The following is a 23,696-nucleotide window of genomic DNA, read 5'->3' on the forward strand; positions in this document are numbered from 1 at the left end:
CTTGACCGAACACAACCCGAAGCCACATTCTCGCTCCTGCCGTGATCCAGGGCTCGAGACAGAGGAGGCTCCGCAATTCCCCGCGCCACACCGGTTCCGAAATGGGTGCCCGATCTGCCCGCAGGCCCGGGGGTCTACGTCTTCGTGGACGCGCACGGCCATCCCCTGTACGTGGGGAAGAGCGTGAATCTGCGGCGGCGGGTACGCGGATACTTCTACGCGGGCGGACCCACGAACGAGCGCCTCGCGGAGATGCTGCGCATCGCTCGGGGCGTGGAGGCGCACCCGACGGGAAGCGATCTCGAGGCGCGCCTCGTCGAGGCGGAACGGATCCTCGAGCAGCGTCCGCCCTACAACAAGGCGCTCAAGCGCCGCGACGCCGGCTGGTATCTCGAACTGCGGTGGAACGAGCCCTTCCCCCGGTTGCGGGTGGTCCGCCGGCCGCGTCGCGCCGGAGCCCGCTACGTCGGGCCCTTCTGGAGCCGGCGCCTGCCCGACCGCATCCGCCACCTGGTCGGGAAGATCTTCCGGTTGCGGAGCTGCGCCGAGCCAGTCCGCCCGGAGCTGGACCGGAGCCCGTGCATGCAGTTCGACATGGGACTCTGCACCGCCCCGTGTGCGCGCCGGGTCGGGATCAACGACTACCGCCGGCAGGCGAGTTCGGCGGGCCGCCTGCTGGTCGACCGCGAGTTCGCGTGGGACCTCATGGAACGGCTCGAGGGAGCCCGCGACAGGGCCTCGGAGCGACTCGAGTTCGAGCGGGCCGCAGAGGCTCAGGCACGCCTCGACTGGCTGGAAGAGCTCGAGGAACTCCGGTTCGCCCTGGAGCCGGAGGCAGAGCCGCGGTCCTGGCTCATCGTCCTTCCGGGCGTGGCGGCAACGGAGCGGACGCTTCAGCCCGTCGCGCGCGGGCAGGTGCTGCGGCGCCGTCGGGTGGCATGGGTCGACGGGGCCTGGCAGAAGGCCGTCGAGGACGCATGCTACGCGGTGCGGGTGGCGGAGCTGCGCGCGCCATCCGTGCTCTCGCCGCGGGAAACCGTGCCCAGCGCGATGGTCGGCCGCTGGCTTGAAGAGGAAAACGCGGACGGACACGCCGTAGACCTGACGCGACTCGACACCGCCGCCGCCATCGACCGGCTCCAGCGAATCGCCTCATGATCCTCCGTCACGGAACTCCGGAAGCGGCTTCCGGGTCTTGATGCTCATGCTCGCTTACGAAGACATCGTCGCGGCACGCGCACGTATTCGCTCCGGGGTCGTCGAGACCGGGTGTCCGGCATCGTTTGCCCTCGCCGCCCATGGCGAAGGCCGTTTCCACCTGAAGGCCGAGTTCCGGCAGCGGACCGGGTCTTTCAAGGACCGCGGGTCGCTCAACAAGCTCCTGCGCCTCGATCCGGCGGCCCGGGAGGCCGGGGTCGTCGCGGGCAGCGCCGGAAACCACGCCCAGGCCCTCGCCTATCACGCGTCCCGGCTGGGAATCGCGTGCACGATCGTGATGCCGGTCCACGCACCGCTGATAAAGGTCGCGAACACGCGGGGCTACGGCGCCCAGGTCATCCAGACCGGGGAGACGCTGTCCGACGGCATGGCCCTCGTCGAACGTCTGACCTCCGAGAAGGGGCTGACGCCCGTCCACGCCTTCGACGACTTCGACGTGATGGCGGGCCAGGGGACGATGGGGCTGGAGATCCTCGAGCAGGTGCCCGAGGTAACGACCGTCATCGTCCCGATCGGCGGGGGCGGCATGATCTCCGGCATCGCCACCGCGATGAGAGAGCGGCGTCCCGGCATACGGGTGATCGGCGTGGAGGCTGCGGCCTCACCCGGTGCGCAGGCATCGCTCGCGGCGGGCGCCCCCGCGCACCTGGAGAGCTCGGACACCCTCGCCGACGGGATCGCCGTGAAGCGGATCGGCGACCTCACCTTCCCTCACCTCCAGGCGTTCGTGGACGACGTTGTCCTCATTGACGAAGAGCAGATCACGCGCGCGATCTTCTTCCTGCTCGAGTCCGAGAAGGTCGTCGTGGAGGGCGGCGGCGCGGTGTCCGTTGCCGCGATCCTCGAGGGCGAGGTCGACCTCCGGAGTTCCGACACCACGGTCTGCATCCTCTCCGGTGGCAACATCGACATGAACCTGGTGTCCCGGATCATCGACCGCGCGCTGTGGGCGGATGGCCGGCTGGCCCGGCTCGCCGTCGTGGTCCGCGACCGGCCCGGCTACCTGAACGAGGTGACGGCCCTCGTGGCGATCGAGGGCGCGAATGTGCTCCACATCGAACACACGCGCGCCTTCGGCGACATCTCGGTGGGAAAGGTGGGTATCGAACTCACGATCGAGACGCGTGGCCCCGAGCACATCGCGAAGATCGTGGTCAAGCTCCGCGAACTCGGCCACCGGGTGGAAGAGCTGTCCTGACCCGCAACCCCTCAGGCGCCCGGAGTTGCCCCCGAGGCGCGGCCAAGGCATCGTCAGCCGCGACAAGTATCGGCCGGGGGGCTCACGGAAGCCGGTGTGAATCCGGCGCGGCCCCGCCACTGTGAGAGGACCGGGAAGTTTCCGGAACGCCGACTCGACGTGCCACTGGGATCCATAGGGGTCCCGGGAAGGCGAGTCACGGCGGCCTCGAGCCAGGAGACGTGCCCATCCGGCGCCCACATCACACCTCCGCGGGGAGGTGAGGGGGTCTCTTTCCGGGCGCGGCATCCACCGGCATCTCCCTCTGCTTTCCGCGGGAAGGGAGAGCCGAGACGCAACACGCTTCAGCCTCACGCCGCCCTTCGGACGGATCGGGCAACCTCGTGGACCATAACGCGTACTCCTTCGGCGACGCCCTCTCCGTCAACATCGACGTGGGCCGCCGTTGGACCGACGCCCTCGAGACCCGTCTCCTCGTCAACGTGTGGGACACCGAGGTCCAGGAGGCGGGGTTCGATGAGGGGCCCGGGGCGACGTTCGTAGAGGGTTCGCACCTCCTCCGCCGGCCGAAGCACACCCTGGCCGCGACCGCGTTCTATCGGATTTCCTCCCGGGTGGGCGTAGACGTGAGCGCCCGGCGCGTGGGCGCACGCGAGGACCGGGACTTCGCCGTCTTCCCCGCCGAGCCCGTCACCCTGCCGGCGTATACTGTGCTGGACCTGTCGGCCAGTTTCGACATCGCCGGGGGCGGCGGACGGCCCGGCATCACGTTGATGGTGCGGGCGGAGAATCTCCTCGACTCGGCGTACGAGGAGGTATGGGGGTTCGCGGCGCCGGGACGCGGGCTGTACCTCGGCGGCCGCGTCGTCCTGGGAGGGTCCGGGGGCCCCTGATGCCATCAGGAGATCACCCGGTCGGCGTGCACCCGGAGTTCCCTGCGACCGCCGCCCCCGAGCAGGTCCAGGTGGACCCGGAGACCCTCGCGGCGAGCGAACTTGAGGGCGGGGACGATGTCAGAGTCCCCGGTGACGACGACGATCTCGCTGACGAGCCGTTTTAGGGCGAGCGAGGCGATGTCGAGCCCGATCCGCATGTCGACGCCCTTCTGGTCGATCTGCGGCGTCAGGTCCCCGGCATTGAGCCGCTTCGGATTGCCCTTCATGAGCCGGTCCGCGACGCGACGCCTGAGCGCCCACCCGCGACTGACCAACTCGCCGCGCCGCACGGCGACGTCGGGCAGGCGCTCGAGTGACGTGATCAGACGCCGGTTCCTCCTATAGGACCCCGTCCGGGCGAAGTCCACGACGGACCCATCGAGCGGGTTGGTCACCTTCTCGGTGAGGGGATTCGCCGTGTAGTAGAAGACTCGGTAGAGGGCGGGCGAACCCAAAGCGCTCCGGATTCGACTGATCTCTCCCATCACCGCTTCCCCGTCCGGGAATCGCTTCAGCCGTCGGGACAACCGCTTCTTCATGAACTCGCCGTCGATGAGGATGGCCACGTGGCTCATACCCGAGCGGGAGCTGGGAGGGGAGCTGAAAAAAGGACGACCCCTGCGCCCGTTGGGTAACCGACAGCAATAGGGTCGGCCCGGAACGCAGGGGTCTCGGTTGTACCGCAGGTCCTGTTGAGCGCCCGCTGGACACTCGACCTGCCCCACTCTTCCAGGAAGCCGTGTCCGGCCGCGCAAGACGCCCGCCCCATAGCTCCTCTCGCCGTCGCGATTCACTCCCACCGGTACCGGAGACGAAGATCCGGCGGGAGATCATCCGGCTCTCATCGGCCGAGGGCCGCGCAAGCCGCCTCTTACGGAGCCGGAGCGTCGGTCGGTTCGGCGACTTCGGCGAGGGCCTTGTCGAGTTCGCGGCGCGCGACGCGGGTGACGAGCACGACCACTGCGGCCGTCGCGATGAGTCCGGCCCACAGCAAGGCCGTCTGCCCCCAGCTCGCGGTGCCGCCGGCCGCTTCGGCCACCCCCGCGCCGGCCACCCCGATGTACACGTACAGAACCGTGCCCGGGAGCATGCCGACGAGCGAGGCCGCAACGTATTGATAGAACGTCACGCCGGTGAGCCCGTAGAAGTAGTTCTGTAGGCTGAACGGAAATATCGGTGAGAGGCGAGTGAGGGCGACGATGCGCCACCCCTGTGTTTCCACCGCGCGATCTATCGCTCGCAGTGCGGGACGTCCCGAGAGCAGTTTTTCGACGCGATCGCGCAGCACGTAGCGTGCGATCAGGAACGAAAGCGCCGCGGCGGCGTTCGCCCCGAAGAACACCGTGAGCGACCCCAGCCAGAGTCCGAACGTGATCCCGGCCCCGATGGTCAGGGCCGAACCCGGGATGAAGAGGACGGCGGCGATTGTATAGATGAGGGCGTAGAAGACCGGCCCCAGCCATCCGAAACCCGCCGTCGTCTCCCGAAGCCATGTGACGAGTCGCGCCGTCAGGCCCGGCTCATCCGTCACCAGCGTGGGCGCACCGAACTGCTGATCCCTGGACGAGGAGAGGGCATCGACCGTGTTCAGCGACCAGTCGTAGTCGGCGAAGTCGAAACCGACGCGGGAATCCGCTTCGATCGCCGCCCGCACCTCATCGTCGGCGTACCGTGCAATGAAGGCCGGGATGGACTCCGCACGCGGCCCCCAGCCGGCGGCCGTGAAGTCGGACCCATACCAGTCGAAGTACCGCGACACCCGGAGCCGACCGCCTTCGAGCGACACGTTGGCGGGGTCCCTGAGGAAGGCCCGCGATCGTTCCTCCAGCTGGGCCTCGAGTTCCGCCCCCACATAGGCCCATCCGGGGAGCCGAGCGCAGGAGAGCGAGGCGCAGTTCACCACGAAGTGGATCCGCGGGTCCTGGAAGAACGGGCGCAGGACGTTGTGTTCGATGTTGTCGAGCGTCAGGGCGAAGCCGCCCACCGTCCACTCGAGTTCCGTCCACACCCCATCGATGTCCCGGATCGACGCAACGCCGGAGTGATCGAGGATGGCGACCACGGTCAGTGCGTTGTACGCGTTGATGAGGAGCGCCTTCAGTTCATCGCGCTCCAGCGCGCCGAGGTCGGTTTCCGCCACTCGCGCGAGATAGGCATCGAGTTCGGCGCGCCGGCCGGCCATGAACTCGTAGTCGACCAGGCCGCCGATGGCGCCCTCCCGCAGCAGGCCATCCCAGGCGGAGTGGTCGAAGCCTTCCGTTCCGCGGGCCAGCGCGCGTTCGACGGCCTCGGCGACGGGGCCCGTCGCAACCTGGGCCGCGGGGGCGGCACACGCGGCCCAGCCCAGCACCACCGCACCGAGCAGGGCCGCGCTGACCAGGCCCGACCATCGCGTCACACTGCGCTTCCCGCGCATCACGGCCTCTCCAGTCGATTGTGGGCCGCGAGGATGCGCTGGACTTCGTCGCGCGGCAGCCCCGGGACCATGTTCCCGTCGCGCCCCACCATGGTTCGGGCCGCGACCATCGCGTTCGTGATCGCCTCCTCCGTGGCCTGCGCCGTCGCGAGAAGCAGCGGAGAGATGGCATCGTTGGACATCATTTCTACCGTCGTGTTCTCGCCCCGGTTCCAGGCCTGGATGTTGGCCGTCGAGAAGGCGATGAAGATGTCGCCGGAACTGTTGGACCCGTATCCGCCCATGCGGCCGATCCCGATCGGGGCGCGCCGCGCGAGGCGCTTGAGCTGGTGCGGCAGCAGCGGGGCGTCCGTGGCGATGACGACGATGATGGACCCCAGACCGTCAAAGACCGAGTCCACGGCCCCGCCGGCGCCCGCCGATCCTCCCGAGCCCGGCGGCGGAGTCCAGTCGAGAAGCTCCTGCCCCACGGGCACGCCGGCGATCAGCAGTTCCGGCCGGCGCCCGTAGTTGCACTGGACCAGTACGCCGACCGTGTAATCGCCCACGCGCCGGGAGGAGGTCCCGATCCCGCCCTTGAACGAGTTGCAGACCATCCCGGTCCCGCCCCCGACCGAGCCTTCCGTGACCGGACCGGACGTCGCGCTTTCGATGGCGGCGAACGTGTGCTCCTTCGTGACGTGGAAACCGTTGATGTCGTTGAGCCGGCCGTCCCAGGTCTCGGCCACCACCGGCAGGCTCCACCAGACCCCGGGCGCGATCGGGTGGTTCGCTCGCGCGTCCCGCGACCACTCGATGACGGCGGCGTGCACGATGCCCACGCTGTGAGTGTTGGTGATCATCACCGGACCCTCGAGGAAGCCCGATTCCTCGACCCAGGTCGTGCCCGTCATCTCCCCGTTCCCGTTGAGTGAGTACCAGCCGGCGAAGACCGGCTCGTAGCCATCCGTGCGCGGGATCACGGCGGTGACACCGGTGCGCACCGGGCCCTCGCCGACGACGAGTTCTCCCTCCCCTTCGATGATCGTCGCATGGCCGACCCGGACGCCGGCCACATCCGTGATCGCGTTCCAGGCCCCGATCTCCCCCGGGAAGGGAATCCCGAGATCCCGGGCGCGCGGCGGATCCTGGGCGGCAAGCCTCCCCGGGGCGACGAACCCGATGGCGATGGTCCCGAATGTGGCCAGCGTCAGCGCGAACGCGTGTCGTCGGGTCGATCCCGTGCGTGGCAAGAGAAACATCGACACCTCCGGGGTGGGGGCTGTGCTATCTGAACGTACCCTGCAGCCCAAGCGTCCAGATGAAGTCCGACCGCAAGCCGATCGCCTTGATCGGGACGAGGCCGTTTGTCACGAGAATCATGTCGCGGCCGATCTCGAACTTGAACCCCATCGCGAAGTCGATGCGGTAGCGGCCTGGGTCGGGGATCGACGACGACTCCACGGTGAAGGACCCGGGGCCGACGAAGGTGACCGGGTTGGGGAGTGGATTCTCGGGATCCGCCAGTTCCCACTGTGTGATGAGGTCGGCGGCCATCGTGACACGGTCCGTTGGCGTCGCATCGAAACCGATCGTGCCGAGGACCGCGTCGCCATCGAAGTCGCGGTCGCGAAGGTTCCCTTCTCGAAGGAGATATCCCGCGTTCACATGAGGCGAGAAGCTCTCCCCGTTGACCGAGAGGATCGCCAGCGCGCGGCCCCGGCCTTCTCCCAGCCCCAGCAGATCCTCCTCCTGCCCGGTCGGAAACGTGACATCGGCCAGGAGCGCCATCCCGATGGGCGGCGGGGCGCGGTCGACCGCCGTACCGCCCGTCAGGTTGACCTTGACGCGCGCTGAAATGTCACCCACCCCCGTCGCGGAACCCGTCACAGAGTTACGCGCGGCGAGGATCGGGGCCCTCCGCGTTCCGTCGAACCGGTGAGGGTAGGAGGAGTCGAACGGGAGGATCTGGGCATCGGCCGTCGCCGTCAGCCTTGTCCGCACGACCGGCACCGCGAAACCGATGTCGAGGAAGGATGTCAGCCCCGCACTGAGTACGGCGGTGGCGACGGTGTAGTCGAGGGCGAGATCCGTCCGCACCTGTAGTACATCTCGCTCGAACGTGGGCAGTCCCACCCCCGGATCAGGTCCCAGAGCGACGTCGGAGTTCTCATGGAAGAAATTGAGGACGAGGGCATCGGCCGGCGCCCCGCTGAAGCTGGTGACCTGGAACCCCGTCGCTTCGACGCCGAGGAAGAACCGCCCCACGCCGAGAGTCTCGGCGCGCTCGGCGAATACCGGCCCCAGCGACGCGCTTCGATCGCCGTTGGACCAGATGCGGCCTCCGGCCATCGCGGTGGCGGGCAGGGTGCCGGCCACTCCGGCGATCCCGTCCTCGAAGAAAAGGAGCAGCGCGTCGTTTCGGGGCACGAGGTCCCGCAGATAGTGCCGGCCGTGCTCGGTCCGCGGATCCTCCGTCTCCTCAAACCCCGGATCGAAGCACAGAGGGACGCCGCATTCGCCGAACACGAACAGCTCGGATACGAGGTCCTTGAGTGACTGCGCCGCGACCGGCCGCGCCGTGACGAACATCAGCGCCAGCATGGCCATCGGTCCCGCGACGACTCGTCTGTGCATCTCGCCTCCCCGCAAGTTTTTCGCAGTGGACGGTGAAGGTTCGCACCGTGGTCGGGCGCGGCAAGGCGAGTGTACGGATTCGCGCCGCGGCATCCGGGCGATCCGAAGTCTCCGGCCCATTGACCGCCGAAGGCCGTTACACACATCCTCGGCCATGCCTTCAACCCATCTCCGTACTGGAACGGCTGGCTCCGCCCCCGCGTTGATCCGACAGGGCCGCGACACCCACGACGTGATCATCGTCGGTTCCGGTGCCGGCGGCGGCATGGCCGCCTATGTGCTCGCGTGTCACGGCCTCCGGGTCCTGCTCCTCGAAGCGGGGCGCGACTACGATCCGGTCTCGGAGACCCCGATGTTCCAGACCCCCGCGGACGCGCCGCTGCGGGCCGCCGGGACCGCCGACAAACCGTTCGGCTTCTATGACGCGACGGTCGACGGCGGCTGGCGCGTGCCGGGAGAGCCGTACACCAGCGCCGAGGGCGTGAACTTCATGTGGTGGCGGTCGCGCATGCTGGGAGGGCGGACGAACCACTGGGGCCGGATCTCTCTCCGCATGGGGCCCTACGACTTCAAACCGTATAGTCGGGATGGGCTGGGGTTCGACTGGCCGATGACGTACGAGGACCTCGCGCCCTGGTATGATCGCACCGAGGCCCTGGTCGGCATCTACGGCTCCAACGAGGGGCTCGAGAACACGCCCGACTCCTCCGATGGCATCCTCCAGCCCGCGCCGGCCCCGCGTGCCTACGAACTGCTCACGAAGAAGACGTGCGACGGCCTCGGGATCCCCGTCATCCCCGCGCACCTGGCGATCCTCACACAGCAGCAGGACGCCGACCGCCTGTCGAGCATGCTGTGGCCGAACAACGCGACCGCCCGCAGGGTGACGCGCGACTCCATGCGTGGGCGCGCGGCCTGTTACTGGGCGACGCCGTGCGGGCGAGGCTGTTCGATCAAGGCCAACTTCCAGTCCACGACGGTGTGCCTGCCGCCGGCGCAGGCGACCGGCAACCTCACGACGATCACCGACGCGATGGTGCGCGAGGTGACGGTGGACGAGCGAGGGCGTGCCAGCGGTGTCCACTACATCGACAAGAAGCTGCGCGCCGACCGCCACGCCTCGGCGCCCGTGGTGGTACTCGCCGCCAGCGCCTGCGAGTCGGCGCGGATCCTCCTCAACTCCCGCAGCTCGCTCTTCCCCGATGGCCTCGCCAACGGGAGCGGGCTCGTCGGCAAGTACGTGATGGACACGGTGGGCGCGGGCGTCTCCGGTCAGATCCCGGCGCTGGAGAACCTGCCTCGCCACGCCGAGGAAGGCGCCTCGGCCATGCACATGTACATGCCGTGGTGGCTGTATGCCGACCAGGCTGCCGGACGCCTCGATTTCGCCCGCGGCTACCACGTCGAGTTCGGCGGAGGGCAGCGCATGCCGGGTTACGGCGCCTTCAGCAGCATCGAGCCGCTCACCGAGGGCGCCTACGGACAGCGCTTCAAGGAGGAATGCCGCCGCTATTACGGGTCGTTCATGAATTTCGATGGCCGGGGGGAGATGATCCCCAACGAGGACAGCTACTGCGACATAGACCCCGATCTGGTGGACCAGTGGGGCATTCCCGTGCTCCGGTTCCACTGGAAATGGTCGGAGCACGAACTCAACCAGGCCCTGCACATGCAGCGGATGTTCGCCGGCATCATCGAGGAGATGGGCGGACGCGTGCTGTCGACGGTACAGACCGATGGGGCCCGCGCCATCGCGGCGCCCGGGCAGATCATTCACGAGGTGGGCGGGGTCCGCATGGGAGACCGGCCGGACAACTCCGTACTCAACCAGTACTGCCAGTCCTGGGAGGTGCCCAATCTGTTCGTGATGGACGGTGGGCCCTTCGTCTCCAACGCGGACAAGAACCCGACACTCTCCATCATGGCGGTCGCGTGGAGGTCGTCGGAGTACCTTGTCGATCAACTCCGGCAGGGAAGCCTCTGATGGCCGGGGACGTGGACGAGCGAGACCGGGACGCGACCGGGGGGCTGACCCGTCGCCGGGCGCTTCAGGTGCTGGCCGCCGGGGCGGCGGGCGCGGCCGCGCTCCCCGCCGCGGCGTGTGCGGACGGGCGCGAGGCCGGAACGCCCGTCGCGGAGGACGCGACCGCGTTCACCGGCGCCACGAGCGGCGGCAACGCCCGGGCGGCCGGCACGCCCACGGACCCGGATCTCGTCTCGCCCGTGGTGTGGTGGGATCTCGCCCTGACGGAGGACGAACTCGCAACACTCGCCGCCCTCTGCGACGTCATCATCCCCGAGGACGAACATTCGCCGGGCGCGGCCGCGCTCGGAGCCCACGCCTTCATCGACGAGTGGGTGAGCGCGCCGTACGACGGGAACCGAAGCGATCTGACGCTCGTGCGGGGCGGGATCGTGTGGCTGGACATCGAATCGGCGGAGCGGTTCGCCGGACGGTTCGCCGACCTGACGCTCCAGCAGAAGCAAGACATCTGCGACGACATCTGCTGGGAACCGAACGCGGCGCCGGAATACCGGGTCGCGGCGCGGTTCTTCGACCGCGTCCGGGACCTGACGTCGACCGCGTTCTGGACCACGGCGGAGGGGATGGCCGACCTCGGCTTCGTCGGCAATCGCCCCATGCCCCGCTTCGACGGCCCGCCCCCGGAGGTCCTCGAACGCCTGGGTCTGGCCTAGCCGCCGTCGGCGCGAGACCATTCAGTAGTTTGCCAGGTTTCCCCGCACAAAGGTTCCCCCGGAATGAGGCGCAGCATGACGTCGAAGACCAACTTCTCGCGGCGTGACTTCGTTCGGGCGTCGGGCACGGCCGGTCTCGGTCTGTCCATCGTTCCCCGCCACGTCCTCGGCGGGCCCCGTCATCGCGCACCCAGCGACACGTTGAACGTCGCGCACATCGGCGTCGGAGGCATGGGCGGCGGGGATGTCCGCGGGATGGCGGGTGTCGGCGAGAATATCTACGCCCTCTGCGATGTCGACGAGCGGCAGGCGTCCGGCTCCTGGAGCGCTTTTCCGCGCGCGAAGCGGTACCGCGACTTCCGAATCATGCTCTGGGAAGAGGCTGAGAACATCGACGCGGTCGTGATCTCGACGCCGGACCATACGCATACCGCGGCGGGCATGATTTCGCTCTCGCTGGGGAAGCCGACCCGCATCCAGAAGCCTCTCGCGACCACCATCTGGGAGGTGCGCCAGCTGATGGCGGCCGCCGAGCGGGCGGGGGTCGCGACCCAGATGGGGAACCAGGGCCACGCCCAGGATGGTACGCGCCAGCTCCGCGAATGGTACGAGGCCGGCGCCATTGGCGAGATCCGGCGCGTCGAGTACTGGACCAACCGCCCCATCTGGCCGCAGGCCATTCGCCGGCCGACGGAAGCCCACCACGCGCCCCCGACGCTGGACTGGGATCTGTGGCTCGGGCCCGCCGCCGACCGTCCCTACCACCCGGCCTACGCGCCCTTCAACTGGCGCGGCTGGTGGGACTTCGGAACCGGCGCGCTGGGCGACATCGCGTGTCACGCCATGGACGCCGCCTTCTGGACCTTCAACCTCGGGACGCCCGAGCGGATCTCCGCGGAATCGACGCCGCTCTTTCCCGAGACGGCGCCGGCCGCCTCGCGCATCGAATACGATTTTCCGGCGCGCGGCAACCGGCCGGCCGTGAAGGTCGTGTGGCGAGATGGCAACCTTTCGCCGCCGCGGCCGGAGGAAGTACCGGACGACGCGAGGTGGCCGTTCGAGGCGAGCGGGCAGCTGTGGATCGGGACGGACGGCACGCTGTTCGCGGGCATCTACGGCGAGAATCCGCGGCTCCTGGACGCCGCGCGGGATGCGGAGATCCGGGCCGACCCGCCGGCGGAGAAGTACCCACGGACGGACGGGGTGTACGCGGAGTTCGCGGCCGCCTGCAAGGACGGCCCACCCGCCGGGTCGAACTTCGTCGAGCACGCAGGGCCGCTCACCGAGATGGTGCTGTTCGGCAACCTCTCCGTGCGCAGCGGTCGGGAGATCCGCATCGACCCCGACACGGGCGAGATCCTCGACGGCGTGTCGATCCCCGAGCGCTACGTGAAGGCAAACTACCGTTCGGGCTGGGGGTGGTAGGACTCTCGTGCAGCTGAACGGTCTCGACTGGATCGTCCTCGCCGCGTACGGGACCGTGGCCCTCGCGGTCGGGCTCTGGTTTGCCCGCCGCGCCGGTGCGGGCACCGACGAGTTCTTCCTCGCCGGCCGGAACCTCCCCTGGTGGCTCCTCGGGACATCGATGGTCGCCACGACCTTCTCCACCGATACGCCGAACCTCGTCGCGGACCTGGTCCGTAACGGCGGCGTGAGCGGGAACTGGGTCTGGTGGGCGTTCCTGATCACCGCGATGTGCACGACGTTCTTCTACGCCAAACTCTGGCGACGATCCGGAGTGTTCACGGACATCGGCTTCTACGAACTCCGCTATTCCGGGCGCCCGGCATCGTTCCTGCGAGGCTTCCGGGCTCTCTATCTGGGCGTCTTTTTCAACGTCGTCATCATGGCCACCGTTACGCTCGCCGCGATCAAGATCGCCGGTGTGCTGCTGGGGGCCGACAAGTACACCACCGTCCTCGTCGCGGGCACCGTGGCCGCCCTCTACTCGGCCACTTCCGGTCTGTGGGGCGTCGTCGTCACCGACCTCCTGCTGTTCGCGATCGCGATGGTGGGGTCCGTCGCCGCGGCGTACTACGCGTTGTCGCAGCCCGCGGTCGGCGGTCTGGCGGGACTCGTCACACACCCCGGGATCGCACCGAACCTGTCGATGCTGCCCGACTTCTCGGACTGGCGGACGGCGGCGATGGTGTTCGTCATCCCGATCGCCGTGCAGTGGTGGGCGAGTTGGTATCCCGGCGCCGAACCCGGCGGTGGCGGGTACACGGCACAGCGGATGCTCGCGGCCCGTGACGAGCGCGATGCCATGCGCGCCACGCTGTGGTTCAACATCGCGCACTACGCGCTCAGGCCGTGGCCGTGGATTCTCGTCGGCCTCGCCTCGATCGCCGTGTATCCCACGCTCGAATCCATCGGCGCGGCCTTCCCCGACCTCGACCCGAGCATCCTGGGCCACGACCTCGCCTACCCGGCGATGCTCGTCTTCCTGCCGCACGGGCTGTTGGGATTGGTCGTCGCCTCCCTCGCGGCCGCCTACATGTCGACCATCTCCACGCACCTGAACTGGGGATCGTCCTACATCGTCGACGACTTCTACCGCCGGTTTGTCGCCCGCGACCGGGACGAGGCCCACTACGTCCGCGTGGGCCGGATCTCCACAGGGGTGCTTATCGCCCTTTCCGCCGCGCTCGCCCTCTTCCTCGACAGCGCGAAGCAGGCGTTCGAGTTGATCCTCCTGCTGCACGCGGGCAGCGGACTGATCTTTCTGCTCCGCTGGTTCTGGTGGCGAGTGAACGCCTGGTCGGAGATCTCCGGCATGGCGGTTTCGGCCGCCGTCGCGCTCTGGTTCCCGCTGGTCCACGAGCGGGTGGGGCTCCCGGCGCTCGATCCCGCGGTCCGGCTGTTGCTCGGCGTCGGCGTGACGACGACGGTGTGGCTGCTCGTGACGTTCCTCACCCAACCCACGGAACCCCGTACCCTGCAGGCGTTCTACGACCGAATCCGCCCATTCCCCCGTGGGTGGAGGAAGGCCGTGAACACCCGTCCGGGCACGCCCGGGAGCCTCGCTGCGGGGGTCGCGGCTTGGGGCCTGGGGTGTGCGACCGTGTATGCCGCCCTCTTCAGCACCGGGATGGCCTTGTATGGCCAGACGGCCGAGGCGATCGGTTTCGGCCTCGTGGCCGTCGCCGCCGGCGTGGGCCTGTTTCGAACCCTCCCCAAAGTCGGTTTCGACTGACCCCTGCCGGGTAACGCCGACCCCGCAGCACCCGCGAACCGCCGTCCGCGCGCGTCACGGACCGCGCACCTGGTTCGTCTATGGGACAGGTGCAGGTACAACTCCCGGGAGGCAGCGATGACGGCGAACCGGCTCAGGCGCTTGGCTGTGGGCACCATCCTGGCGGCTTGCCCCGCCTTCGCCGGACAGGCGGCGGCACAGCTGATTCCGATCCGCACCGTACCGGTCGCGACCGGCGACCAGTTCCTGACGACGCCTTCGGCGAACTTCGGGATGGCTGGACTCACCTACGCGGTGGACGACTCCATCGCCGACGGATGGTCGAACCCGGCCAAGGGTGCGCTCCTCTCCGAATCCTCGCTGCTCAGCGCTCCCGTCTACTACTGGATCTCCGACGCGAGCGGGCGCGGCTTCACTCTTCCGGTCGGCGGATTGATCGCGGGCGAAAAATGGTTCGGGGGGGTCACGGCCGCCCTCCAGGAAATCGACAACGCCGCGGACGGCGGATTCCGGGCGGGAGGGGCTGGCAGGCTGTCCGACGTATCGAGGCGCAACCTTTACGCCGGCGGCTTCGTCGGTCGCCGGCTTGGATCCAGCGCGTGGTCCCTCGGCATCGGTGCGAGGACGGCGCGTCTCCAGGCCATGGACGGCGTGGATCTGCTATACGCGGGTGCGGATCGCATCGTCCAGTCGGGCTCGATAGACGACGTCAGGCTCGGCGTCTACCGCGATTCGGGCCGCGACCGCGCCTCGGCGGTCCTCGTGCGCAACTCGGTATCGATGACGCACGACGTCACCTACGTCGACAGGGCGACCTGGACCGAGACGAACCTGGACCGGACCCGGACATGGGGGGTGCAGCTGGCCTGGGACCGCCGCCTCCGCGCACCCGGATGGCGCATCGGCGCCTCCCTGACGGCCAACCGCAAGTCGCACCCCAAGATCCCCGACTACAACATCCAGAACATCCCCCGGGATCCGGGAAACAGCATGGCCTGGGAACTAGGCTTCGGAGTCGCGCGCTCGCTGGACGGCACCACTGCGGGGCTGGACGTGGCTCTTCAGCCGATCCGGAGCGACACCTGGCAGGAGGCGGAGGACCCGGTCGAGACGACCAACGGGACCACCATACCCGCGGGCGGAAGAACGATCGAAAACGCCTTCTCGTTCCTGAACCTGCGGCTGCGCGTCGGCGTGGCACACGAGTTCGAGAAGCTGGGGGTGCGGCTGGGACTCGAGGGCCGGTCCTACGGATATACGCTCGGGCAGACGAACAACGTGGAGGGCGACTTCAGGACGCAGAACGAGTCCTGGGTCGAATGGACGCCTGCCGCTGCGGCGATCTTCCGGCTGGGGGCCGCGGACCTGCATTACGGGTTCCGCCTCACTACCGGCACCGGCCGGCCCGGCGTGAATCCCAACCGGCCAGACCGCGCATCGAGCGGAGGCGAGTTCATCGTCGCCCCGCAGGGGCCGCTGACGCTGGTGGACACCGCCGTACTCACCCACCAGTTCTGGGTGCGCATCCCGATCCGCTGAGTCAAGGGTCGATCTCGAGGTGATCCAGGAGGAGGATGTGCCCCGGCGGGCCCCAGCCGTCGAGGGAGATCCGGTCGATCCCCCCGGCGGCCCCCACCACGACGAGTTCGGCCCGGAAGCGGGCGCGCCCGCCCGGGCTGTACGTCGCCTGCCCCGCGTCAGGGTTTCCGTCCGTCCCGTACCGCGTATCGGGTGAGTGCGCCGCGGTCGCCTCCGGAAGACGCTCTCCTCCGCTCCAGACGATCACCAGGAAGCTGTCGATGAGATCGGGTCCGAACAGGGTGAAGGCCACCCTTCGCGGGCGCCCGGGAAAATCGAGATGGATGACGCCCACCTCGAGCCCCAGATCGCCTGACAGAGGGGGGCCGAGCGCGTGCATGGACGCGTGCTCGGGGAGGTATCCGCGCGCGTCGAGGACATGCGGCGAAGGGGCATCCGCGGTGTACGACTCGAAGGACAGGACAAGACCCAGGGCGCGCCATTCCTCCGCCACGGCGGAGTTCGAGCGGACCGGGCGGCCGTCGCCGTAGGTCTCGAACTCGATGCGCTCGAACCGGCCCTGAGCGGGCCGACCATACTCCGGCAGCGGTGGGTCGGCCTCCACGCGTACAACGGTCGGGGGCGGGGCAGCGGCTTGCGGCGAGAGCGCGGCAGCGCCGCGGCCCGGAAGTTCACCCGGCGTAACCGAGGCTGGTGCCTCGACCTCCCACCGGGGGCGGAATCCCGCGGAGCGCAACCCCGCGTAGGCAGCCACACAGGCCAGCCCGGTCAAGGTGAGGGCGACCAGGCTGCGCCGCACACGCGCGGCGAGGGACCGCCGGCCCCTCCCGTGACTCAGGCGCCGACGACGTCGAGCTGCGGCCACGTCTCCCACCGTCCGCGGGTGAAGTCAGGCACGTCGACCGGCCGGCTCCGGTTCGCCACGGACGACTCGCTCACCGCGCACACCGCCGACAGCGCCGCCGCGTCGTAGACGTTCATGTCCGTGGGCAATCCCTCACGAAGACACTTGATGAGACGGTAGTCCTCCAGGTAGTCCATGCTCCCGTGTCCCCGCCCCGCTCCGGCCCCGGCCATCTCACGCCACAGCGGGTGCTCGTACTCTTCCCGGTGATCTTCCGCCTCGTCCCAGCGGTGCCCCTCGCTCCGGCCCTCGATGTAGACCCGCTCGGGATAGCCCTGGAAGAGGCCGCGAGTGCCCTGGACGAGGTGGATCCGCGAGTAGGGGCGCGGGAGGTTCGTGTCGTGAGACACGTAGATCGTGCGTCCCAGGGCGGTCTTGATGAGCGTGACGTTCACATCGCCGAGCACGAAAGTCTCCCGGCGTTCCGGCGTGCCCTCCGGGAAGTGCGCGCGCGCGAAGTCCTGCAGGCCGCGCGATGGACCGCTCATCGAGACCGCATAATCGAAGCGGTCTCCCCGGTTGATATCCATGCAGTTGGCGATGGGCCCCAGGCCGTGTGTGGGATAGAGGTTCCCGTTCCGCACCTTCGAGTGTTCCCGGCGCCACAGCCCTTCGCCGCTGTCGGCAAACTTGATCGCGCGCAGGTCGTGCAGATAGCCGCCCTCTCCGTGCAGGATCTCCCCGAAGACTCCCTGCCGTACCATGTGGAAGACCATCATCTCCCAGCGACCGTAGTTCACGTTCTCCATCATCACGCAGTGCCGGGCCGTCGCTTCGGCCGTCTCCACCAGCCGCCAGCAGTCCTCCAGGGAATAGGCCGCCGGGACTTCGGTCGCCGCGTGCTTCCCGTGTTCCATCGCCGTCACGCAGACGGGTACATGCCACCGCCACGGCGTAGCCGTGTACACGAGATCGAGGTCCTCGGCTTCGCACATCCGGATGAAGTCGGTCTCCCCCCGCGTGTAGAGCGTCGGTTCGGGCCCCCCTGCCTCGACCACCCAGTCTCGCGCCCGCTCCGCGTGTTCGGGCCGGATGTCGCACAGCGCGTCAGCTCGACCCCTTCCATGTCGAGGAGATTCCGGACGTGAACCGATCCCATGCCCCCGATCCCGACGAAGCCGATCCTTATCGTCTCGATCGGGGGCGCCGCGAACAGTGTCTCGGGGGCCGCGTCACCGCCCCGCGGTCCATCCGCTGACGTCTCATCGCCGCGCGCGCGACATCCGGACAGCACGGCCGCGCCCGCGCCCAGGGCACCCAGCTTGAGCAGAGTCCGCCGATCCACGCCGCGTGACGATGCTTCGCCTGGTCTGTTCGATGCGTCTCTCATGTGCTTCTTCTTCCGCGGACGGTTTACCTTGGACTGCGTTAACTTCGGAGCGCCGGGGAGAAGATCGCAAACATGATGCGGGACAGCGTGAGGCAACTGTCGGGGCTCGGTGCCGTTGCGGGTCTCGCCGCCGCCGTGTGCGCCTCGTGCGCGGATGCCACGACGGGGCGGGACCGGTTGCTCGACGCGGCAGCGGCTATCCAGGGCCTGTCGAGCGTCACCTACCAGTACTCGTACGAAGGGACGGGGAGCGCCGCTGGATCGTTTACGGGAAGCGTCACGCTGGTCCGGCCGGCAGACGAACCTCCCCTCTACCTGGCCGAACTTCGGCCGTCTCCGTCGTGGATCCCCGCTGCGCAGGACGACGACCCGCCCCCTGCCCTCGTCCTGTCCGGGGGAGGCGATCACATCGCGGCCCACGACGAAGCGCTCGCGCGGTTCAGTTACGGCACCGTCTCGGGAGGTTCGGGCCACCTCGTCGCGAACGCCCCGTTCGCGGTCCCTTCCGCGCTTACGGACCCGCACCCGTTCGAGGCGGAACTGGCGGGCGACCTGGAACTCGTGAGTCAGGAGACGGTCGACGGCGTTCTCTGCGACGTGCTGCGCGGCGAGACGGACCAGTTCGGGGCCGCACGGGTGTGGTGGCATATCGGGGTCGAGGACGACCTGCCCCGGGCCTTCCGCTGGGAGGCGGCCGACGGCAGCGGGACGCTCGCGTTCGAGGTCCGCGAGTTGCAGGTCGATCCGTTCATTTCGCCCGATCAACTCGCAATCCGGATGGACGTGACCGACCCGGAGGCCGGCCAGGTGATCGACGAGGACGCCCGCCCGATCGAGGCCGGGATCCCGGCGCCCGACTGGACCCTCGAGGCCGGCGATGGATCGACACTCCGTCTCTCGGAACTGCGGGGCGACATCGTGGTGCTGAACGTCTGGTCGAGCTGGTGTGCCCCCTGCCGCGACCTTGCGGCCCCGCTTGCCGCCCTGTCGGACGGGTGGGCGGGCGAGGGCGTACGGTTCCTGGCGCTCAATGCGTGGGAGAGCCCGGAGATCGATGCGAGTGAGACAGCGCGGGAATGGGGTCTTGGGGCCGCAGTGCTTGTGCGCGCGGAACGGATCGCGTCCGATTACAAGCTCGTCTCAGTCCCGGCGCTGTACGTGGTGGACCCCCGGGGCGATCTCGCGCTCGTCCGAAATCCGACGCTGGGGGATCCCGAAGCCCAGGCACGGGAACTCGAACGGGTGATCCGGACCCTCCTCGGCGGGGATCGCTGACCTCGGCCGCTGACCTCGGCTACTTGTCGATGGGCAGCCCGCTGGGGACGCTGGCCGGCGCCAGGTGCGACAGGTCGCGCGCGGCCTCATCCGTCAACGACTCGAGGAACGCGACCAGGTCGTCCGCCTCCGCGTCGTCGAACGTGATCGGGATCAGAATCGTGTCCCGTGTGGCCAGGATCTCGGAGAAATTGCTGAGCAGAGTGGACTGGAGCGCGGGCTCAACCTGCGACACGTCGTACTCCATCAGCCGGCTGTCGATGCTGTCGTAGTGCACGACGATCGCCTTGAGCGTGGCGAACTGGCCCGCGTGGGCGTAGGGGGCCGTCAATTCGACGTTGCGCATCGGGGGCGTCTTGAAGAGGCGCCGGTGCGCCGGGTCTCCCGTCACCCGCTCGCGCCCGAAGTCGTCGTTCCCGCCGGGGCCGTCCCCCAGTCCCGGGCCGATCTGCGGGATCGCCGCGTTGTGATGCTCGTTGTTGCGGTCGTCGAACTGGTCCGTATCGTGGCACTGCATACAGCGGATCGTCATGAAGCTCTTCGCACCCCGCAGCGCCGAGTCACTGAGCTGGTCGTCGTCTCCCTTCAGGAAACGGTCCCACGGCGTGTCGATGAAGGTGAGTTCAGACACATAGAAGCCCGCGATCGCGTTCGCGGCGTGCGCGAAGGTCATGGCGTCGAAGGTCGTCCCCGGGTAGGCCGCTTCGAACATCTCCCGGTACTCGCGCATCCCCCCGAGCCGGGCCATGAGTCCCGCCCAGACGCCGGTGAAGTCCTCATCGCCGAGCGCCGCCAGTTCGTTCTCGTCGCCCAGACCCCGCATCTCCTTTCGTCGCACGACCGGGAACATGGGCTGCGCCGACAGCGCGCCGAACTCGAGCACCGCCTGCATCTCGGGCGTCAGCTGGTCCCCGGCCTCGGACGAGATCGATCCACCTTCAAGTTCCTCCGCGAAGCCGTCCCAGAAGAACTGGGTGGAGAGGTGGAGGTTGAAGAGGGCGGGCGAATTCCGCGGGATGAATTCTCCGTCGGGGTGCGTGCGATCCGGCCCCAGCCCGCTTCCTCCCACGCCGATCGACAGCGACCTGCCGTCCCCCGTCGCGAAGCTCGGAAGGTGACACGTCATGCACGAGAGGTCCCGGTTCCCGCTCAGGATCCGGTCGAAAGCCAGGGCTCGTCCCAGTTCGACGAGTTCCGGCCGCACCCCGGGGGCCGGCTCGAGGGGGTCGAGGTTCCGGTGATCGACGAGCAGGCGGACCGTGTCGATGAGCATGGCCCGCACTTCCGCCGGAGAAGGCGGCGGCGGTGGTGGCGGCGGCTCCGGGGGCGCCGGCGGCGGAGCGGGCGGGTCCGGCGGCGAGACGGAACCATCTCCGCAGGCCCCGAATCCGAGCAGGATTCCCGCGACCACCAACGCGAACGACATCCGGGTGCGATTCAGCACGTGAGCGATTCCACGCAAGGCTCGGGAGAAGCGGTCAGGGCGTTGCCACTGTGATTCGCACGTCCATCATGTACTCGTGATAGCGGCAGAAGAACACGTACTCCCCCTCGACCTTGGGAACGAACTCCCAGATCGTGCCCGGTCTCAGATCCTTGCTGTCGGGCGACGGGGCGTCTTTCGGCACCTTGCTGAACTCGACCCGATGGATGTTCGTGCCGTTCTGCGTCCATGTGATGGTGGCGCTGCGTCTGACCGACACATGACCTTCCTGGTCGTGATTCCCATCCGGGTCGACGAAGGTGTCGTCCTGGATGTCGAAGTTCGCGTCCGAACCGAACGGCGGCTCCACCCGCGTCGGCGGCGGGGGGGGGGGTCGCGGCGGCGGGGGCGGCGCGGGCCCGGGGGGCGGAGGCGGCGCGGGCGGATTCGTGGTAGGCATACCGACCGGGTCTCCGCCGGAACCGTCGCCTCCGCAGTTCAAGGCAACGACCATCGCGAACAGCAGGGCTGGCCAACGACCCCTCATTCAAGACCCTCCTGGATACCGCCTTCGTCGGATCGCGCCGGTTCGAGATCGGGGCGCCCGACCCCCTGAGTCCGACCCCAAAAAATGATGCGACCTGCATACTCAAGGCAACCTCCGGCGGTTTGCATGGCTACCCGCCCTCCATCGGGGAGGTTCCGGTGCGCGTGGTGCGACAGGGCACTCCGGGCTCCGGGGCGGGGCGTTGCTACGGCGGCGGATGTACCCGAGATTCGCCGGCATGCGAACGATTCCCACCATCCGCCGGGTCACGCCGTTGATCGGCGCCGAGGTCGAAGACGTGGATCTGGGGGCTCTCGATGACGCTGGTTTCGGGGCCATCCGCGACGCCCTGATGGCGCACGGCGTCCTCTTCTTCCGGGACCAGGACATCTCCATCGAGAGCCAGAAGGCGCTGGGGGCCCGGTTCGGGGAACTCGTCGTCCACCCGAACGATCCCGGACTCGAGGGGCACCCCGAGGTCATGAGGATCCACGCGGACGAGAACTCGGTGCGGGCGACGGGCGAACGCTGGCACTCGGACGTCTCCTGCGATCCCACGCCCCCCATGGGCTCGATCCTTCGCATGCACACCGTGCCGGCGACCGGGGGAGACACGCTGTTCGCGAGCATGTACGCCGCGTACGAAGCGATGTCCGACCGCATGAAGACACTGCTTGACGGCCTCACCGCCGTCCACGAAGGCGGGCCCTACTACCGGGAAGTGAACCGGCTCATCGGACGCGACGACGGGGGCCGCGAATACCCGGCGTCGGAGCACCCCGTGGTCCGGACCCACCCCGTGACCGGGCGGAGGGCGCTGTTTGTGAACCAGATGTTCACCGTGCGCATCGTGGGGGTCCCCCGCGGCGAGAGCGAGGCACTGCTCGATTTCCTCTTCCGCCACGTGCAGCGGCCCGACTTCCACTGCCGGTTCCGCTGGAGCCGGAACTCGATCGCCTTCTGGGACAACCGCTGCACCCAGCACCACGCGATCTGGGACTACTACCCCGCCGTGCGCTCCGGCTACCGCGTCACAATCCGCGGCGAGCGCCCGGTCTAGCCTCGACCGACCTACCGCGCCCAGAGTTCGCGCAGGGGAACGGCCAGCATCTTCTCTTCGGCGAGCGGCAGGATGTCGCTGCCGTTGTACAGCACGATCCCGGCCTCGAAGTCACCTCCGCACAGCGCCGCGAGGCGTCTCAGCCCCGGGCCCGCCGACCGCCCCGGCGAACTCGCTGCTTTCACCTCGACGCCCCAGGTACGCGACCCGAGCGTAATCACCAGGTCCACCTCACGCCCGTCCTTGTCACGGTAGTGCCAGAAACGGACATCGGGCTCCGTCCAGCCGGCCTGCGTCACGAACTGGTGCACGACGAAGGACTCGAGAAGGTGCCCCATACGCTGCCGTTTCGTGAGCCACTCCGCCGCAGACAGCTGGGCCAGCGTGGCTGCGAGGCCGCTGTCGATCAGGTGGATCTTCGGCGCCTTCACCAGGCGTTTCCCAGGGTTGCGGTGCCAAGGGAGCAGCCGCCGAACGAGGAAGAGGCGCTCGAGGACGGAGACGTACTCGGACACCGTCTCGCGATGCAGGCCGAGGTCGCGCGCCAGACCGCTGGCGTTGAACAGTTCGCCGTTGCGGACCGCGACCAACTCCAGGAGGCGACCTGCCTGATCGGCAACCCGACGTTCGACACATCCGGGACATCCCGGTCCACGATGCTTCGCACGTACTGACGGTGCCATTGGCGAGCGCGCGCCGGAGTTCGAGTGAGGGGCTCGGGGTAGCCCCCTGCGACCAGCCGTGCGGCGAGTTCCGGCACGGTCGGCGCCGTCCGGGGGCGAAGCGAAGGCAGCAGCTGTCCCGTGAGGAAGTCGCGGAGAAAATGACCCGGCTGCCGATCCTTCTCGGACTCCGACAGCGGCATGAGCCGCACTACCTCCATTCGGCCCGCCAGTGACTCGGTGACGGAGGGGAGTAGCAGCAGGTCGGCGGAGCCGGTGAGGAGGAAGCGTCCCGGCCGACGATCCGTGTCTACGGAGAGTTTGATCACCGGCAGGAGCCCCGGTGCCCGCTGTATCTCATCAATTGTCACTTCGCGGGGGAGACTGGCGACGAAGCCTGCGGGGTCCGCGGAAGCCGCGTCGAGATACGGTGGATGGTCCAGGCTCACGACGTACCGCTCCGGTAGCAGGACGCGGGCGAGCGTGGTCTTGCCGCTCTGCCGAGGCCCGGCGAGACATACGACGGGGGTGTCGGACAAAGCCTCGCGCAAGGCCGGGGCCATCAAACGGGGGTACAGCGGCGGGTTCAGGGACATGCTCGAAAGATATCGGCTATTTGCCGGTTACGCTATCGTCTATTTGTTGGTTTCAACTTCGTCTACTTGTCGGTTTCAATAACG

19 protein-coding genes, 1 pseudogene and 1 riboswitch are annotated in these 23,696 nt (G+C 68.5%); of the genes and pseudogenes, 10 read left to right on the top strand and 10 right to left on the bottom strand.

Annotated elements, in window-relative coordinates; genetic code table 11:
- Window positions 1–105: 105 nt before the first annotated feature.
- The 3 genes from ACN9M6_RS02975 (at window position 106) to ACN9M6_RS02985 (ending at window position 3,309) form a co-directional block, all read left to right on the top strand.
- Window positions 106–1,158, top strand: coding sequence for a hypothetical protein (locus ACN9M6_RS02975; protein WP_419161427.1), 1,053 nt, complete (start codon window positions 106–108; stop codon window positions 1,156–1,158).
- A gap of 40 nt (window positions 1,159–1,198) precedes the next feature.
- On the top strand, window positions 1,199–2,416 hold the full coding sequence (gene ilvA, locus ACN9M6_RS02980; protein WP_419161428.1) for a threonine ammonia-lyase: 1,218 nt from the start codon (window positions 1,199–1,201) through the stop codon (window positions 2,414–2,416).
- A gap of 84 nt (window positions 2,417–2,500) precedes the next feature.
- A riboswitch (cobalamin riboswitch) is annotated at window positions 2,501–2,639 on the top strand.
- Between the two features lie 160 nt (window positions 2,640–2,799).
- The gene (locus ACN9M6_RS02985; RefSeq protein WP_419161429.1) at window positions 2,800–3,309 is read left to right on the top strand and encodes a hypothetical protein; all 510 of its coding nucleotides are present in this window, start codon (window positions 2,800–2,802) and stop codon (window positions 3,307–3,309) included.
- Between the two features lie 5 nt (window positions 3,310–3,314).
- Here ACN9M6_RS02985 and ACN9M6_RS02990 read toward each other — a convergent pair whose 3' ends face one another.
- The 4 genes from ACN9M6_RS02990 to ACN9M6_RS03005 form a co-directional block, all read right to left on the bottom strand.
- The gene (locus tag ACN9M6_RS02990; RefSeq protein ID WP_419161430.1) at window positions 3,315–3,926 is read right to left on the bottom strand and encodes an NYN domain-containing protein; all 612 of its coding nucleotides are present in this window, start codon (window positions 3,924–3,926) and stop codon (window positions 3,315–3,317) included.
- Between the two features lie 296 nt (window positions 3,927–4,222).
- Window positions 4,223–5,767: a VTT domain-containing protein gene (locus ACN9M6_RS02995; protein WP_419161431.1), complete on the bottom strand. Its 1,545-nt coding sequence runs from the start codon at window positions 5,765–5,767 to the stop codon at window positions 4,223–4,225.
- Window positions 5,767–7,008: a P1 family peptidase gene (locus tag ACN9M6_RS03000; protein ID WP_419161432.1), complete on the bottom strand. Its 1,242-nt coding sequence runs from the start codon at window positions 7,006–7,008 to the stop codon at window positions 5,767–5,769. The genes ACN9M6_RS02995 and ACN9M6_RS03000 overlap by 1 nt, the downstream gene beginning before the upstream one ends.
- Before the next feature lie 25 nt (window positions 7,009–7,033).
- The gene (locus ACN9M6_RS03005; RefSeq protein WP_419161433.1) at window positions 7,034–8,383 is read right to left on the bottom strand and encodes a hypothetical protein; all 1,350 of its coding nucleotides are present in this window, start codon (window positions 8,381–8,383) and stop codon (window positions 7,034–7,036) included.
- Window positions 8,384–8,648: 265 nt separating this feature from the next.
- Here ACN9M6_RS03005 and ACN9M6_RS03010 point away from each other — a divergent pair, with 265 nt between their 5' ends.
- The 5 genes from ACN9M6_RS03010 to ACN9M6_RS03030 all read left to right on the top strand — a co-directional run bounded on the left by ACN9M6_RS03010 (window position 8,649) and on the right by ACN9M6_RS03030 (window position 15,815).
- Complete coding sequence (locus tag ACN9M6_RS03010; protein WP_419161589.1) at window positions 8,649–10,367, top strand: GMC oxidoreductase; 1,719 nt, start codon at window positions 8,649–8,651, stop codon at window positions 10,365–10,367.
- A complete protein-coding gene (locus ACN9M6_RS03015; protein WP_419161434.1) occupies window positions 10,367–11,080 on the top strand; it encodes a gluconate 2-dehydrogenase subunit 3 family protein in 714 nt (237 codons plus the stop codon). The genes ACN9M6_RS03010 and ACN9M6_RS03015 overlap by 1 nt, the downstream gene beginning before the upstream one ends.
- A 75-nt stretch (window positions 11,081–11,155) precedes the next feature.
- The gene (locus ACN9M6_RS03020) at window positions 11,156–12,505 is read left to right on the top strand and encodes a Gfo/Idh/MocA family protein (RefSeq protein ID WP_419161435.1); all 1,350 of its coding nucleotides are present in this window, start codon (window positions 11,156–11,158) and stop codon (window positions 12,503–12,505) included.
- Between the two features lie 7 nt (window positions 12,506–12,512).
- Window positions 12,513–14,276, top strand: a complete 1,764-nt coding sequence (locus ACN9M6_RS03025) for a sodium:solute symporter family protein (protein ID WP_419161436.1) — start codon at window positions 12,513–12,515, stop codon at window positions 14,274–14,276.
- Between the two features lie 117 nt (window positions 14,277–14,393).
- Complete coding sequence (locus ACN9M6_RS03030) at window positions 14,394–15,815, top strand: hypothetical protein (protein WP_419161437.1); 1,422 nt, start codon at window positions 14,394–14,396, stop codon at window positions 15,813–15,815.
- A 1-nt stretch (window position 15,816) separates the two neighbouring features.
- Here ACN9M6_RS03030 and ACN9M6_RS03035 read toward each other — a convergent pair whose 3' ends face one another.
- Window positions 15,817–16,680, bottom strand: a complete 864-nt coding sequence (locus ACN9M6_RS03035) for a hypothetical protein (RefSeq protein ID WP_419161438.1) — start codon at window positions 16,678–16,680, stop codon at window positions 15,817–15,819.
- Complete coding sequence (locus tag ACN9M6_RS03040) at window positions 16,650–17,813, bottom strand: Gfo/Idh/MocA family protein (protein ID WP_419161590.1); 1,164 nt, start codon at window positions 17,811–17,813, stop codon at window positions 16,650–16,652. Before ACN9M6_RS03040 ends, ACN9M6_RS03035 begins: the two co-directional genes overlap by 31 nt.
- A 308-nt stretch (window positions 17,814–18,121) precedes the next feature.
- Between ACN9M6_RS03040 and ACN9M6_RS03045 the strand changes: the two genes are divergently transcribed.
- Window positions 18,122–19,324 carry a TlpA family protein disulfide reductase gene (locus ACN9M6_RS03045; RefSeq protein ID WP_419161439.1) on the top strand — a complete coding sequence of 401 codons (1,203 nt, stop codon included), beginning with the start codon at window positions 18,122–18,124 and terminating at the stop codon, window positions 19,322–19,324.
- Window positions 19,325–19,343: 19 nt separating this feature from the next.
- Here ACN9M6_RS03045 and ACN9M6_RS03050 read toward each other — a convergent pair whose 3' ends face one another.
- Both ACN9M6_RS03050 and ACN9M6_RS03055 read right to left on the bottom strand, forming a co-directional pair.
- The gene (locus ACN9M6_RS03050; protein WP_419161440.1) at window positions 19,344–20,768 is read right to left on the bottom strand and encodes a cytochrome-c peroxidase; all 1,425 of its coding nucleotides are present in this window, start codon (window positions 20,766–20,768) and stop codon (window positions 19,344–19,346) included.
- 34 nt (window positions 20,769–20,802) lie between these two features.
- Window positions 20,803–21,294 (bottom strand): cupredoxin domain-containing protein, encoded by a 492-nt coding sequence (locus tag ACN9M6_RS03055; RefSeq protein WP_419161441.1) that lies wholly within the window; start codon window positions 21,292–21,294, stop codon window positions 20,803–20,805.
- A 238-nt stretch (window positions 21,295–21,532) separates the two neighbouring features.
- On the opposite strand from ACN9M6_RS03055, the gene ACN9M6_RS03060 reads away from it, so the two are divergent.
- On the top strand, window positions 21,533–22,354 hold the full coding sequence (locus ACN9M6_RS03060) for a TauD/TfdA dioxygenase family protein (RefSeq protein ID WP_419161442.1): 822 nt from the start codon (window positions 21,533–21,535) through the stop codon (window positions 22,352–22,354).
- Between the two features lie 11 nt (window positions 22,355–22,365).
- Here the strand turns inward: ACN9M6_RS03060 and ACN9M6_RS03065 are convergent, their stop codons facing one another.
- Both ACN9M6_RS03065 and ACN9M6_RS03070 read right to left on the bottom strand, forming a co-directional pair.
- The gene (locus ACN9M6_RS03065; RefSeq protein WP_419161443.1) at window positions 22,366–23,037 is read right to left on the bottom strand and encodes an ATP-binding protein; all 672 of its coding nucleotides are present in this window, start codon (window positions 23,035–23,037) and stop codon (window positions 22,366–22,368) included.
- Between the two features lie 221 nt (window positions 23,038–23,258).
- Window positions 23,259–23,612, bottom strand: a pseudogene (locus tag ACN9M6_RS03070) (AAA family ATPase); the annotation flags it as partial.
- Between the last annotated feature and the right edge of the window lie 84 nt (window positions 23,613–23,696).

This window comes from Candidatus Palauibacter sp., assembly GCF_965197445.1.
Taxonomy (GTDB): domain Bacteria; phylum Gemmatimonadota; class Gemmatimonadetes; order Palauibacterales; family Palauibacteraceae; genus Palauibacter.

Excerpts from the sequence above, each read along its gene's own strand:
- ACN9M6_RS03060 (WP_419161442.1), top strand. The coding sequence starts at position 21,533 with ATGCGAACGATTCCCACCATCCGCCGGGTCACGCCGTTGATCGGCGCC.
- ACN9M6_RS03000 (WP_419161432.1), bottom strand. The coding sequence starts at position 7,008 with ATGTTTCTCTTGCCACGCACGGGATCGACCCGACGACACGCGTTCGCG.
- ACN9M6_RS02995 (WP_419161431.1), bottom strand. The coding sequence starts at position 5,767 with ATGCGCGGGAAGCGCAGTGTGACGCGATGGTCGGGCCTGGTCAGCGCG.
- ACN9M6_RS03020 (WP_419161435.1), top strand. The coding sequence starts at position 11,156 with ATGACGTCGAAGACCAACTTCTCGCGGCGTGACTTCGTTCGGGCGTCG.
- ACN9M6_RS02990 (WP_419161430.1), bottom strand. The coding sequence starts at position 3,926 with ATGAGCCACGTGGCCATCCTCATCGACGGCGAGTTCATGAAGAAGCGG.
- ACN9M6_RS03010 (WP_419161589.1), top strand. The coding sequence starts at position 8,649 with ATGGCCGCCTATGTGCTCGCGTGTCACGGCCTCCGGGTCCTGCTCCTC.
- ilvA (WP_419161428.1), top strand. The coding sequence starts at position 1,199 with ATGCTCATGCTCGCTTACGAAGACATCGTCGCGGCACGCGCACGTATT.
- ACN9M6_RS03045 (WP_419161439.1), top strand. The coding sequence starts at position 18,122 with ATGATGCGGGACAGCGTGAGGCAACTGTCGGGGCTCGGTGCCGTTGCG.
- ACN9M6_RS03030 (WP_419161437.1), top strand. The coding sequence starts at position 14,394 with ATGACGGCGAACCGGCTCAGGCGCTTGGCTGTGGGCACCATCCTGGCG.
- ACN9M6_RS03015 (WP_419161434.1), top strand. The coding sequence starts at position 10,367 with ATGGCCGGGGACGTGGACGAGCGAGACCGGGACGCGACCGGGGGGCTG.
- ACN9M6_RS03065 (WP_419161443.1), bottom strand. The coding sequence starts at position 23,037 with ATGGCACCGTCAGTACGTGCGAAGCATCGTGGACCGGGATGTCCCGGA.
- ACN9M6_RS03005 (WP_419161433.1), bottom strand. The coding sequence starts at position 8,383 with ATGCACAGACGAGTCGTCGCGGGACCGATGGCCATGCTGGCGCTGATG.
- ACN9M6_RS03055 (WP_419161441.1), bottom strand. The coding sequence starts at position 21,294 with ATGAGGGGTCGTTGGCCAGCCCTGCTGTTCGCGATGGTCGTTGCCTTG.